Annotated in this window: 12 protein-coding genes; 4 read left to right on the top strand and 8 right to left on the bottom strand. The window is 61.4% G+C overall.

The window, feature by feature from the left end:
- Positions 1-69 precede the first annotated feature (69 nt).
- The gene (locus GUV69_RS05080) at positions 70-237 is read right to left on the bottom strand and encodes a hypothetical protein (protein WP_164200320.1); all 168 of its coding nucleotides are present in this window, start codon (positions 235-237) and stop codon (positions 70-72) included.
- Between the two features lie 269 nt (positions 238-506).
- Here GUV69_RS05080 and GUV69_RS05075 point away from each other — a divergent pair, with 269 nt between their 5' ends.
- Together GUV69_RS05075 and GUV69_RS05070 are read left to right on the top strand one after the other, a co-directional pair.
- Positions 507-731 carry a YegP family protein gene (locus GUV69_RS05075; RefSeq protein WP_164200318.1) on the top strand — a complete coding sequence of 75 codons (225 nt, stop codon included), beginning with the start codon at positions 507-509 and terminating at the stop codon, positions 729-731.
- A 352-nt stretch (positions 732-1,083) separates the two neighbouring features.
- Positions 1,084-1,287: a hypothetical protein gene (locus GUV69_RS05070; protein ID WP_164200316.1), complete on the top strand. Its 204-nt coding sequence runs from the start codon at positions 1,084-1,086 to the stop codon at positions 1,285-1,287.
- Positions 1,288-2,384: 1,097 nt separating this feature from the next.
- On the opposite strand, the gene GUV69_RS05065 is transcribed toward GUV69_RS05070, so the two are convergent.
- On the bottom strand, positions 2,385-3,035 hold the full coding sequence (locus GUV69_RS05065; protein ID WP_164200314.1) for a response regulator: 651 nt from the start codon (positions 3,033-3,035) through the stop codon (positions 2,385-2,387).
- A complete protein-coding gene (locus GUV69_RS05060) occupies positions 3,032-4,807 on the bottom strand; it encodes a sensor histidine kinase (RefSeq protein ID WP_164200313.1) in 1,776 nt (591 codons plus the stop codon). The genes GUV69_RS05065 and GUV69_RS05060 overlap by 4 nt, the downstream gene beginning before the upstream one ends.
- Positions 4,808-5,115: 308 nt before the next feature.
- Between GUV69_RS05060 and GUV69_RS05055 the strand changes: the two genes are divergently transcribed.
- Positions 5,116-6,018 carry a hypothetical protein gene (locus tag GUV69_RS05055; RefSeq protein WP_164200311.1) on the top strand — a complete coding sequence of 301 codons (903 nt, stop codon included), beginning with the start codon at positions 5,116-5,118 and terminating at the stop codon, positions 6,016-6,018.
- A 362-nt stretch (positions 6,019-6,380) separates the two neighbouring features.
- On the top strand, positions 6,381-7,010 hold the full coding sequence (locus GUV69_RS05050; protein ID WP_244292622.1) for a GNAT family N-acetyltransferase: 630 nt from the start codon (positions 6,381-6,383) through the stop codon (positions 7,008-7,010).
- An 83-nt stretch (positions 7,011-7,093) separates the two neighbouring features.
- Here the strand turns inward: GUV69_RS05050 and GUV69_RS05045 are convergent, their stop codons facing one another.
- The 5 genes from GUV69_RS05045 to GUV69_RS05025 form a co-directional block, all read right to left on the bottom strand.
- The gene (locus tag GUV69_RS05045; protein ID WP_244292621.1) at positions 7,094-7,633 is read right to left on the bottom strand and encodes a universal stress protein; all 540 of its coding nucleotides are present in this window, start codon (positions 7,631-7,633) and stop codon (positions 7,094-7,096) included.
- 859 nt (positions 7,634-8,492) lie between these two features.
- Complete coding sequence (locus GUV69_RS05040) at positions 8,493-9,368, bottom strand: CPBP family intramembrane glutamic endopeptidase (RefSeq protein WP_164200309.1); 876 nt, start codon at positions 9,366-9,368, stop codon at positions 8,493-8,495.
- Positions 9,369-9,520: 152 nt separating this feature from the next.
- Positions 9,521-10,453: a CPBP family intramembrane glutamic endopeptidase gene (locus GUV69_RS05035; RefSeq protein WP_164200307.1), complete on the bottom strand. Its 933-nt coding sequence runs from the start codon at positions 10,451-10,453 to the stop codon at positions 9,521-9,523.
- 541 nt (positions 10,454-10,994) lie between these two features.
- Positions 10,995-12,116, bottom strand: a complete 1,122-nt coding sequence (locus GUV69_RS05030; RefSeq protein ID WP_164200305.1) for a serine hydrolase domain-containing protein — start codon at positions 12,114-12,116, stop codon at positions 10,995-10,997.
- A 55-nt stretch (positions 12,117-12,171) separates the two neighbouring features.
- A complete protein-coding gene (locus tag GUV69_RS05025) occupies positions 12,172-12,462 on the bottom strand; it encodes a hypothetical protein (RefSeq protein WP_164200303.1) in 291 nt (96 codons plus the stop codon).
- Positions 12,463-12,500: the final 38 nt, after the last annotated feature.

The following is a 12,500-nucleotide window of genomic DNA, read 5'->3' as shown; positions in this document are numbered from 1 at the left end:
CCACGAGCCGTCCTTTTGCAGTCCAGGCGTTCGCGCTTCCTCTCTGCGAGTGAAAAGGATCTCGAACGGTCAGGGCCAGTCTTCTTTACGGAAGCGCACCTGCTGCGACGCCATCAGGACAACATCTCCTGCCCACATCTCACCGAGCGGCAGCACCGTTGCCGGCGCTCCCAGCGAGGATGACTCTTCAACATCCCTTTTCGCAACTGTCTCTATCCGTACGTCTGCATCGTTCATTGTTCCCCCTAAACAAATCTGCAACCGCCAAATGGTAAGCAGTATTACTAAAACAAAGCCTTGATCCGTCGACGTGACTAGTTGATGGAATCTTGAGAGTTACTATTACGTCATTCTTACAACGCCTAAGATAACTTGGCTGTACTCGCGAGTAAACAATATCCGTGTTTACGATAAGTTTTGTCGGGTGGCTGGGGGCCGGGACGCAGAGCAGCGTTTCACTTATCAACTAAGCCCAGGATCGTCCCCGGGCGGCGGCAAGGAGTAGCGTGACAGGCACATTCGAACTCTTCAACAACGGGCATACGTCTTTCGGATTCAGACTCAAAGCACCTGACGGAGCGGTCCTGGCAGTCTCGAACCAATTCACGGATAAGGCCTCCGCCGTGCAGGCAATTCAAGCAGTACGGGAACATGCCGCCATGGGACTGATCGCCGACAGCTGCACCACAGCAGGGGCAAGCACACTCAAGACGAAACACCTGAGCGCCTAGCCCGGACAGGGCCCCCGCAAAGCGGGCAGAGCCGCCTACTGGCGCTTCCTACAGGTCGAGTGGGAGGCCGTAGTTTGCACCAGAAGCGCGTAGCATACAGTCGGCAGATAGGCCGGCCCGGGCACAAAGCACGCACATCAAGATTCACGCAATAACTCTCCTTGATGGCGAATATGCTTCCACCCGGCGTTGCTGCCACCTCACGTACTCGCATCGCCGGAAAGCATAATTGGCAGGCCCAGCGGCCGACCGTCCGGCGAGGCTCAGCAACAAGACAACGCAAGAACTTCAATATCTCTGACAGGCCCTGATAGTGCCCGAGGAAGAGACAGACCCACGCAGAGGATATGTGATGGAAAAAGTCATTCATTTTGACCTGCCTGCCGTCAAGCAACGGTCCACGACGACCTCCTCAAGTCCTGCGCCGGGGCCCTCTCCTCCCAACAGACCACTCGGTGAACCCCCGTCGTTGCCTTCCCGAGGCCGCGAACGCGAAGTGCAGCAACTCATCCACGACCTCGCCATCCTTGCCGCCAACCACCGCTCTCCGGTCTGATAGGGGATCTGAACTTGCCTCTAGAACACCGGACGGCCTTGTGCTGGGCGGAAAGAAACGGGCGTTTTTCCGTCACCCAGTCCAACTGCCGGTGAACGCGTGACGGCCGTGAAGGGATGGGGGTGATTTTCCAGGCAGCGGCCGGCTCGGCTCACACCATAGCGAGAAAAAACTGTCAATTGCGAGAAACGTAAGCCACCCTGATGAACTGCTTTCAGGGTAGAGGGTGGAATTCCGTTTGTTGCCCAAAAGTTCTGGACTGAAATGGAGTACGGCATGGATGTATGGGTATGGGCGCTGCTTGGCCTCGCCGTTCTCGCCACGGCGGCTTTGGCGGGGTGGCGGCTTACGATGCGGTGGTCTTTGACCGGACGGCGGGTGGCAGGACGATACCCCTCAACAGAACACTCGCAGAAAGCGCTTCAGTGATCGCCACAAGCGGAGCAGCAAACCCGTTTCCGTGCGAGTCTCTCACCGGCGTTTTGCCGCCTCAGCCGGCGCTGTTGGTCAGTCGGCTGGCGATTGTTTTCCTGAGACTGCAACGCATCCCGCTGAGCCGTTGTTGCCGCTTTAAAAGAACGCGATGAGCCACCGCAGGATGAACAGAGGCGCCAAAGCAGGCGCCTTCAGCAGGCACTCCCCCCGGCCATTCTCGATAGCCGATAACGAATATCCCGTCTGCCCGGCGAGGCTCGGACAAGTGCGCTGGTTGACTCTGTTCCATCCACAGTTGGGGTCAATTCGGGTTGTCCACGGCTGGATATTGAGAGCCCTGGATTAACTCCCGGAGCAGAAGTAGCGGTGGATAACCCATGAGAATTGTCCCTGGCTGTTGGCGGCGGCGGGACCTGGCCTTTCAGCGCACTCGGGATGGAAGTCCCTTATTTCTGGGCCCAACAAGGGGCTGCTGTGTCAGGTTGGTGTGTGCCCGGCCGGACAGCGTGTAGGTGAGAAAGGGGTTTCCCTCGTGGCGGTTTCTGAGTGCGAGTTAGCTCGGGTGAGGACTGAGATGGCCCCGCGGCCGACGCGATAAGCGGCCGAAAAACGGAGCAGAAGGCCCGTCCTCCGCGAGTCGGGCGGGAAGAGGGGCATGGTGTTCAGGGTTGGTGTTTGAGGAAGGCCCGGGTGGCTAGGACGCGGGAGTTGTCGTCGGGGGAGGGGTGGATGTCGAGGGCGCGCAAGACCGCAGCGACGTGCACCTCCACGGTCCGCACAGAAAGGTGTAGTTCGCGGGCGATGGCGAGGTTGGATCTTCCTTCGGCGATGTGTGAGAGGACCTCGCGTTCCCGGGAGGTGAGGCGGTTGAGGGCAGTGTGTGACCGCATCAGCGACGCAACGACGGTGGGGTCCAGGGCGATGCCCCCGTCGGCTACTTCCTCGATGGCCTCGATGAGGCGATCGACGGTGCTGACGCGGTCCTTGAGGAGGTAACCGACGCTGGAGGGGATGACGGCGATGAGCTCTCGCGCCCACGCGGCCTCAGCGTATGTCGAAAGCATGAGGATGCTGAGATCGGAATGTTGTTTACGCAGTGCAATCGCGGCCTGGATGCCTTCGTCCGTGTAGGTGGGCGGCATCCGGATATCGAGGATGGCGACGTCCACGGGGTGTTCTTCCATCTGCTCCTGCAGGGTTTGCACGTCACCTACGGATGCCACGACCTGGATTCCAGCTGCTGTCAGCAGGGCGGCCAGCCCCGCGCGGAAGATACCGGAGTCGTCGGCAAGGGCGACCCGTAAACGGTTCATGGCACTCCCAGGGTGGTAGAGGCGTGGACGGGTGATCGGATTTCTATCATCGTTGGTCCTCCGTCAGGGCTGGTGATTGTCGCTTTCCCGCCGACCGCCGCCAGGCGATCCCTCAGCCCGGCAAGACCACCCCCCGGGACAGGACGCGCCCCGCCGGTTCCTCGATCGACGACAGTGACGCTCACCTGTTGCCCATCGCAGGCGGCAGTGATCGTCACGGGCCTGCTCCCGTACTTGATGGCGTTGGACAATGCCTCGGCGGCGGCGAAATAACACGTTGTTCGGACGGTCTCGTCCAGGCACGCAAAGGACGGCTCTGAAGATTCGAGGAGGAGTTCGCAGTCATCCCACCGGTCGACCATGACGCGGAGTCCTCCGGGGAGGCCTCCGTGCCCGAGCGCCACCGGGTGGATGCCGCGGGCCAGCCGGCGCAACTCGGCCAGAGCTTCTTTGAGTTGATTCTGGGCTTGGCCGATGACGTCGGCGCTCTCGGTGACGTTGGACGCTAGCTGTGCCAGGGACAGGGTCGTCGAGACGGCGAGCAGGTGCTGCTGCACCCCATCGTGGAGGGCGCGCTCCAACTCTATGCGTTGCGTGACGCTGTCGGTAACGATCCGTTTGCGTGATTCGGCCAGATCCTTCGCGTAGGCGTCTCGTTCCACGGCGAGGTGGGCGGCCTGGAGAACCAGTTGAGTGGCCGAGAGAGCGATGGTTGTCTGGATGGGATCCTCGAGCACCACGTTATCGAGATCTGCTAAAGCGCTTGGCTGATCCTGTTCATTGTTGAGAACCTTCAGCACCCGTCCAGGGGCGGATGCCGGGTTCGCCGGGGCGCCGCGGGCATCCAGCCACGTCCCGGCGAGGTCGTAGTACAGTCGGGCGGTCGGGTCGCCGAGCACGCGGCGTAATGCTGCTTCGACCCCCAAGGCGTCCCCTGCTGTCGCGACCATGGTTTCGACGACCCTCGGGCGTTGCGCGAACGACCAATAGACCGATCCGACGGTTAGCAGCACTGCCACGATCGCCAGCACGGTATGTCCGAACCCAATCCAGGACCGGCTTTCCTCGGTGATCAGTTTGGTGTCGACTAGGAAGCGGGCGACCTCCCGGCTGCCCACACCCACGGCGAGAAGGATTCCAGCCGCCGCAACGAGACGTGACCTCGGCGCCAGGGGTCCTTTCGCTGACCGCCACCGCCGCCACATGAGGTGGACAGCCCAGATCCCCACCACAACAGAGCCCGCACTTCCAATGGATACTGCGAACAACGCTCCCGGTTCGAAGTCCACAAGCGTCAGCCACTGGTTGGAGTATGGGACACCGGCATGGTCGGGGTTCCACTGCACCGCTGAGACAAGCCAGGGCACAACGGCCCACACCCACGTGATGCGCAGGAGCATTGTCGCCGACCGGCCACGCGGTGCAGGAGCCGGGTAGCTGAGCAGCACCCGCAACAACAGCGGCGCCATCAGCCACTGGGCGACAAAACCCAGCTGGAACCAGTAGCCGGTATCGGCGATCGGATCGGCCAGCAGGTAACCCGTCCCGGTGACGACACCAGCGAGAACCAGGTGCGTGGCATTACGCCGGTGTTCAGGCACACGCAGGAGGCTGAACCCCGCAGCGTAGACCACCAGCTGGAACGCCACGGTAGGCGCGACCCACCAGGCGTCCCCCGGCGCGGTAAAGGGGGCCGGAACGATCCCAGCGACAGCAGCGGCCGCCAGTAGCCATGGGGCCCATTCCCGTGCCTTGCCGTTGTTGGCGATCACGTTCTCTATTGTGCCGCGTGTGCCTGCGGCACACCTACGTGCTGGCACTGATTCAAATTACGTGAAGACTCCAATGTGCAACGGCCAGTGGGTTTCTAACCTTGATTCATATCCAGGAAAGGCCACTAAAACCAAAAAGGCTCCTTGGATATCAACCTAGGAAACAGGTCAAGGCCATCTTGGAGGGAGAAGAATTTATCCTTCAACTACAAGGCAGTTGGTCCTTCGGTTCCTATTCTTCGACATGCACTACAGCTGGTTTCCCGAGCTGTAATGCAGGACAAAACCATTACTAGGAGGAGCTTGCTATGAATGCTTTCTTGTTCTACAACAGTGCGACGGGTGGGGGTGCTGTGGGAGAAATAATAGGTGGAGGCGAGTTCAAAACGACTCACTCGTACCCCGAGGGTGCGTTTGCCAGGGGGTGGGAAATCGTGAAGCCTTCTCTTCGAATCGACGCTTTCCGTACAACCGGCGTGGCGTTTTTTTACAACCCTTCGACTGGTGCAGCAGCCACGGGCACAGTGATCAATGGTGAATTCGTCACCGAGAGCACCAAGCCCGCAGGTTATCTGGGATCGTCATGGACGCACATACTCCCGCGGACTCCTCGGACGATGCTGTTCTACCGTGCATCCACAGGAGAGGGATCCATCGTTCAGGATGACGTTACGGTCGAAGTTTACCCGCCCGGTTCCTTCGCCAAGGGCTGGACTCACCTTGTTCCAATCCGGCGGGGGCCGGACTTGGCCCTGTTCTACAATGCCAAAACGGGCGCCGGAGCGATCACCCAGTGGCACTACAAGCCTGGCAGCTCTGTACCATCTATCCGGACGATCAAGTCGTATCCGGAAGGGCTCTTCAGTGCCGGCACGCCCTACCCGCATCCTTCTATCCCCACCCGCGAGTTGTGGTCTACGGTGACTTCCTTTGACGGGGACAAGATCTTGTTCTACAACAGGCTCACCGGTGCTGGAGCAATCGGACAAGTGAAAAATGAGGGCTTTGTACTTTTAGAAGAGCTTTCCTTCCGTGGAGGATGGAGCCACATCGCAGGGTTCGCTCAGGAGGATTTGCTCTTCTATGACACGAGGGATGGTTCGGCTGCGGTCGGGTTCAATCCAACGAGCAAGGTTTACGACCCCGGTGCATTCCGTACCGGATGGACACAAATCATCCCGCTCCTGTCAGAAGTGCATCAGCCGCATTGACGGGGACGGGCATCGGCGCAGGCCCGCAGCCTTGACGGCATGAACAGCGGCGCTACGGAAAGGCGCGGAGTTCGTCTGCTGGATGCTGAATGACGCGTATTGTGCTGTCCTCCCTCCAGTCAGCCCCGCGCCTTTCCGGCCGCCCACAAGACCCGCCCAGTCATATCTCAAAAGTAAGGTTGACGGTTACCCTGGTCCCGAATAGCGGCCCGTGTTGCGGCCGTCAGCCGAGGAATGGCAGGAGAGGACGGTCCGGCGACGGCCGGGTCGGTGATGGGCTACTGGCGGTCGGCGACTGGTGACGACAGTAATCCTGAGGGCAGGACTGAAGACGGGCTTGTAAGAGGAGACAGGGAAGTGTGATGGCAGGCTCATTGTCCAGCTGGGAAGATGTCGGCATGGTCGTATTTGTAGAAACAGAGCGATTGCTGCTGCGGCAGTTTAAGCTCAGGGATGCTGACTTGTTGCTCGAGCTCGACAGCGACCCCCGCGTGATGCGCTACATCAGCGGTGGCGCCCCGACCTCCAGAGATGAAATCGAAGGTGAGGTACTTCCTGCGTTCCTTGATTATTACCACCGGTTCCCCGGCTACGGCTTCTGGGCCGCAATTGAGAAATCTACCGGTGAATTCCTGGGCTGGTTTCACTACCGCCCCGAACCAGACGCGGCACAGGACGAGCCGGAACTGGGCTACCGGCTACGCATTGCGGCCTGGGGAAAGGGGTACGCAACTGAAGGTTCACGGGCACTGATCGCCAAGGGCTTCACTGAACTCAAAGTACAGCGGGTTGTAGCTTTCACCATGGCAATCAACACCGCCTCGCGGCGGGTGATGGAAAAATCCGGGATGCGTTTCGTTCGTTCCTTCGTCGCTGACTGGCCGCTCTCGATCCCCGGCGATGAACATGGCGATGTCGAGTACGCACTCACCCGCAGTGAATGGGAACACGAACGAAGCATTCCTGCGGCGAGGGCAACTGAGGCTAAATAGCTCCTATTCACGGCCTTTGTACTGCCGCGATGTCAGCTTGGGGTGTGACCTAATTGCACAACTGCGGCCCGCGGCAGGCGTTTTCAATCAGTAAGGCCACCGGGAATGGCCTGGCGGGGGAGCGGGACGACCAGAACTGGCCGGTGCTGGAGGTGTGTGAGGTCGACGGCGACGGAGCCGACGAGCAGCTGCTCCAGCCGGATTCCGAGACCGAGTTCGCGGGTACCCACGACGATGACGGAGGCGTCGGTGGATTCGGCGAATTGGCCCAGGGCCCTGGCCGGTTCGCCGGAGAGCGTCCGGAAGGACCATCGGATTCCGGTGCCGTCCAGTGTGTTCTCGAGGTGTTCCTGGATGCCGGCGCTGGTGGCTTCTGCGTCGTCGACGGGCCCGTTGTCCTGTTCATCGGCGAGGTAACTCGTGATGTCGACGTACACGCAGATCAGCTTGACGTTCAGCGTGTAGGCAAGTTCCGCGGCGCGGTGCACGATCGCCGGTGGTTGCCCGGGTACGACAGCTGCCAGAACCGGTCCAGTGATCCGCCGCAGGACAAAGGCTGCAGGCCTTGCTTCCGGCAGTCTTTCCCTGGCGGGTTCATTCACGGCTTCTCCGTCAGTGGGCACGCTGTAATCGTAAATCGGAAGCGGCGGCGCGCCATTAAGGCGCAGCCGGCACGAGACAGAATGTCCAACGTCGTCCACCTGTTCCCGGCCTGGCCGGCATCCTCATGGCCACTCACAACAGGCCAGGACGTTCCTCCTCCACGGCGGCATCATTTACCTGGACATCTGGCTCTACGGACTCCTCGTCGGCCACGACACCAGCGGTGTGGGCTGCAGCATACGCTTCGTTCCACTAAAGGATCCTTTATCAAGGCCGGAGGACCTGCCCGCCCCCGGATGGTCAGAGACGAGGAGTTGTGGAGTTGGTCCCTCTGTGGCGGCATTTTTCGGTGGCTCCGTGCCGTACCGTGGGCCGGCAGACCTTGAACGGGCACCGCTCGGCACCCGGGAGTCCGCCTATGTCACCGCCACGTTGGCTTTCCTACCCCGACCACAGGTAGCCCCGGTGCCGCAATCCCCAGTAGAGGCCCGCCACAGCCAGGGGAAAGGCTACAAATGCAGGGCCACTGGCGGATGAGGCTGATGGGCTCGGTCAGGACTGCCCCGCCTACCAGGACTACGGGCGCGGCCACAAAGGCAATAACCCAGCGAGGATGCCTCATACTCACGGACCATGCAGCGGGCGCCAGAGATCTCAGCGCTCCGGCGAGGATGTAGAGTCCACAAACCCTCAGATCCTCAACAAGTTCAGGATCTGGCATGAGGCCGAAGAACATGGCACGCCAGAGCCCTATGCTCACGAAAACGATGGACGCGACGATGAGGGCTACGCCAGCGGGCACTTTGGCTTTGCCCGCTCCATGCGGATGGAAAGCGGCGTATGCGAGGGCCAAGTGGTCGTGAAAGGTCGGAGGGGCGTCTATCGGTAACGCCTGGCTACCTTGTTCCCAAGGAATTTACGAGCGGCCCGCTTTGAGCGGATCATGCGGGCCACGCTGACTGCGGCGAACACTGCCAGTAGGACGATCACAGCGGCGATCTGCTGCCAGTCGCCGTCGAACACGTCCAGCTTCGTTGAGGCGGAGGCGTTGAAGGACGCGTGCAGCAGCCCCACAATAAGCAGACTGTAGCCCGTTCCCAAGTAGGCGAGGCCCATTAGTAGGCGAAAGAACGGCGCGAAGAGGAATAGGACCGCCCAGGAAATCGCCACGTCATCCCAGGACGTGCTCATGAAGCCTCGTTCGGCGAAAGCGAAAGGCAGATGGATCAGTGCGAATGGGATGGCGGTCACCAGGGCAGCAACAGCAGGGCCGCGCCGGTCCATTATTCGGTGCTGCACGACGCCGGTCCAGGCGAGTTCCTCCCAGATGTTTCCCAGTAGGGCGCCAATGATCAGTGTGTTCAGCAGATAGTTGCCCAGCATGGTCGCCCAGCCGATAGCGGGCGGGTGGTAGGTTCCGGTGGCTAGGGCAATGAGTGCCGTTAGCGCGGGAAGGGCCAGAACCGCGGTCACGTACCAGGTGGGGGCAACGTGCCAGCGGAGTGCTCGGCGGAAGAGTTCGCGGACGGCCGGCCGTCCGTCCGCGGCACCAGTAACCAAGACGGCCGTACCGAGCAGTATCAGCAGTTCCGCAAGGATTCCCGGCAGGATATTGCCCAGGAGCAGGAGCGACAGGATCTGGCCAGTCCAGGACAGCGAGATGGCGATGACCACGAAGGCTGCCACCGGATGCTGCTTGATGAGGGACAGGGGAGCGGAAGAAGAACCACGGGAGTTCATCAGCAGTACCGTCATTTCTGATGTTCGGGCTTAAGGCGGCACCGCGGCGCTTGCCGCCGGGCGCCGAAGGAGCGTGGAGCCGCTGGCGTGGGAGTAGCACGATTCTTTGCCCGCGGGAGGTAAGGGTGCGACATCATGAACACGTTCATCGGGCAGAAAGGCCGGACTTAGTCACGGGCCACGGCTTCAGTCCGGATCACGCCGCCCGCAGGTGGCAAGCCCAGCCGTCCCTGGGTGAGGATGGCAACTGTGGCCATCAGCACCCCGAATGTCAAAGCGGAGATCAGGTAGTACGCAGTGACTGTCGGTCCTTCGGCCGAACCATCGAACAGTCGCATGATCAGTCCCCCTGTCGCGTTTTGGGCTCCATGAAGGAGCATCACGATGAGGACACTGCCGCTGGTGGAGTTGTAAGCCCATGCCAGGACGAAGCCGTTGACGACTGTGGCCAGCAGATGGGCGAGGGTCTCGGGCAGGTTTTGCACGAACAGAGCGTTGGGAAGGTGCCAGAGCGCCCAGATCACCGACACGATTAACGCGGCAAGCAGGGGTGGATAACTCCGGTTGGCGTTGGGTTGTGCGTAACCGCGCCATCCGGGTTCTTCGGCCAGCCCGGTAAACACGGCAATGCTCAGAATTCCCAACGGCAACTGAGTGTAGAGCAGCGACCAGCCCTGCCCCAAGGCAGTAGTCGTTGCCGCGGGGTGGAAGACCCAGGTAGCGGCGATTCCGAGAAACGGGACAGCAACAAAGACGAACGCGTACCACAGAGGATGAACCTGCCATCGGACGAGGCTCCGCCCCAGCCCGGACAGGCCCTGCCGACCCTGGCTGACGGCCAGGACCACTACGGCCGCGATCAGCGGTGCCCCGGCTGCGACCTGGTTCATCAGGGCGACCAGGCCCCCTTCAGGATCCAGGACGCCCGTCTCCGTCCCAAAGAAGCCTCCAATCAACAGAGGCCATGCAATCCCGTAGGCGATCACGGTGTACACGGCCAGCCCACGGTAGGTCGTCCAGCGATGGAGTTTGCCGGCTCCGACATCTGTTGCTTCCTGGGCGTCAGGATGTCGGCGGGGTGGAGGGAATTGAGGGGCCATGTGTTGGTTCTCCTTTGGTCTGGCTCCAAGACCCAATCTGTCGCTAACCCCCGGCTGCCTATCATGGTGCTCGCAATAAGAGGCGGAAGCAATATTGATGGCCAACAAATTGTCCGGTTCTGTCAACAGGGGGAGGCACGCGACGCCGGGCGGTACTCCTCCGGGAGGATCACCCTTTTCGACCTCGTCGGAGTTCTGGCCACAGGTCTGCGCTCACGGCGGAACGGCACGCACATCACCGCCGGCAACGTTCACCACCTTTGACATCGACCGCGAGCCTTCGACCTCGCCGGCATCGGTCAGTCACACGGGCACGTCAGCATAGGCCGGAAAGGGCAATGTCGTGCGATCGCTGTTACATCCGTGCACCGTCCGTCAGGCGGATGGCGCCTTTCCATCCTGGCAGCCATGAAAGCCCTGCTGTGGATCGCGTTCTTGGTCGTGACCGTGGCCGCTGGGTTTGCGGTACTGTTCACCGCCCTCCACTGCACCGGCTGGGCGTCGGATAGTTCACCCGATGACGATGGGCATGAGCTTATGCCTATGGCAGGTTCTTGAGCTGTGTGAAGAGGCGGTCAACATTCCAGGCAGCGGTGGTGTTGGCCATCGCGACCATGGCGAGTCGGTCATCTGGATAAATGCGCATGGCGTTCCAGAAGCCGCCGCCGGTTCCGTAGTGTTCGACAAAAGCAGGGGTTCGCGCAGCGTCTGCAGGTCTGCGGAACCAGCCGATGCCGTGGTCAAACCGCTTGCTCGAGACGGTAATGGTTCGCATCTGTTCGATGGCGCCCTGCTTCAGGACCGGGTGGTGGTCTGCAGCTGCGGCGGCGTGTGCCGCGGCCAGCCTTGAGGCGTCTGCGGCGGTGCCGATGAGGCCCCCATACGCGGGCCCGTTGACCAGAAACGGGTTCAGGCTGGTGTACTTCCCCACCCGTGCTCCTACCACGCCTTTGGGCAAGATCCGCCCAAGTACCGCTCGCAGGCCCAGAGGCATCCGCACGTAGCCGACGGCCCGGGGAGCCTCCGGGTCGTACTCGTATCCCGTTGCTGTCATACCCAGCGGATTGAGCACCAAGTCTTGGACGCACTCCTGAACCAGCTCGCCGGAGGCGGCCTGCATGACCTCGCCGGCCAGCAGGTAGCCGATGTTGGAGTAGGCCGCCCGGGAGCCGACAGCCTTGGATGGAGTGCCGTGCTTCCGGACAATGCCGGAGAGCCAGGTCGGGTCCGGGGGTTGATGCTCGGGGCGGACCCACCGCACAGGGAGCGGGTTGGCCAGGCCTGCGGTGTGCGTGAGCAACTGCCGCATGGTGGGGTGTCCGAAGCGTTCAGGCGGGCGGTAGTCGGGTAGGTAGGTGCCGATAGGGGCATCCAAGTCCAGGATTGCCTTTTCGTGCAGCCGCATCGCTGCCGTAGCGGTGGCAATCTTCGTCATGGAAAACCACAGGAACTGGTCCTCCGGCTGGGCGCGACGACGTTCGGCCAGGTCGGCGTATCCGACTGTTCCTGCATAGAGAACCTTGTCCGGGGTGGCGATAGCGATAGAGAGTCCGGGGATCCTCGCCACGGAGGCCATGTCCTGGGCGATGGCCTGGACGCGGTCAGCGGGCAGTGGACCAAATTCTGCGTCAGCCTCGTCAGGCGGGTTGTGCAAGGTGTTCATGACTCTTCCTTCATAGTGGCCGTCAACGCGTGGTTCCTTGCGGTTTTGACACCGTTCAACCCGGCTGCTCCGAGCGGCGGCGCCGGCCGGTGATAAGAGAGAGAACCACCGCGAGCACGATCACGGCAAGGCTCCCTGCCAGTTTTCGAGCATTGCCCTCGATGAGCCCGGCAATGATTCCCTCTTCATTGTTGCTGCGGTTGAACATGGTGTGGGTCAGTGCGGCGGCCAGGACGCTGCCGCCGGTGGCATCCAGCACCATGCCCAGCAACAGCCTGACGAGCGTGCACACGATCAACAATGGAACAAGGGCTGATGTCAGGGAGGCGAGTGAAAAATCGCCCATGAAGTGCAACGGCATGTGTACCAGCGCGCACTCAGGAG

Source organism: [Micrococcus luteus] ATCC 49442, from assembly GCF_010367585.1.
Classification (GTDB): domain Bacteria; phylum Actinomycetota; class Actinomycetes; order Actinomycetales; family Micrococcaceae; genus Arthrobacter; species Arthrobacter luteus_A.
Note: the sequence above shows the minus strand (reverse complement) of the source record. Positions and strands in the feature narration are given on the sequence as shown.

What these genes read in the sequence shown, in the direction of transcription:
- GUV69_RS05070 (WP_164200316.1), top strand. Translation starts at nt 1,084, where the DNA reads ATGGAAAAAGTCATTCATTTTGACCTGCCTGCCGTCAAGCAACGGTCC.
- GUV69_RS05055 (WP_164200311.1), top strand. Translation starts at nt 5,116, where the DNA reads ATGAATGCTTTCTTGTTCTACAACAGTGCGACGGGTGGGGGTGCTGTG.
- GUV69_RS05040 (WP_164200309.1), bottom strand. Translation starts at nt 9,368, where the DNA reads ATGACGGTACTGCTGATGAACTCCCGTGGTTCTTCTTCCGCTCCCCTG.
- GUV69_RS05025 (WP_164200303.1), bottom strand. Translation starts at nt 12,462, where the DNA reads ATGGGCGATTTTTCACTCGCCTCCCTGACATCAGCCCTTGTTCCATTG.
- GUV69_RS05035 (WP_164200307.1), bottom strand. Translation starts at nt 10,453, where the DNA reads ATGGCCCCTCAATTCCCTCCACCCCGCCGACATCCTGACGCCCAGGAA.
- GUV69_RS05080 (WP_164200320.1), bottom strand. Translation starts at nt 237, where the DNA reads ATGAACGATGCAGACGTACGGATAGAGACAGTTGCGAAAAGGGATGTT.
- GUV69_RS05050 (WP_244292622.1), top strand. Translation starts at nt 6,381, where the DNA reads ATGGCAGGCTCATTGTCCAGCTGGGAAGATGTCGGCATGGTCGTATTT.
- GUV69_RS05030 (WP_164200305.1), bottom strand. Translation starts at nt 12,116, where the DNA reads ATGAACACCTTGCACAACCCGCCTGACGAGGCTGACGCAGAATTTGGT.
- GUV69_RS05065 (WP_164200314.1), bottom strand. Translation starts at nt 3,035, where the DNA reads ATGAACCGTTTACGGGTCGCCCTTGCCGACGACTCCGGTATCTTCCGC.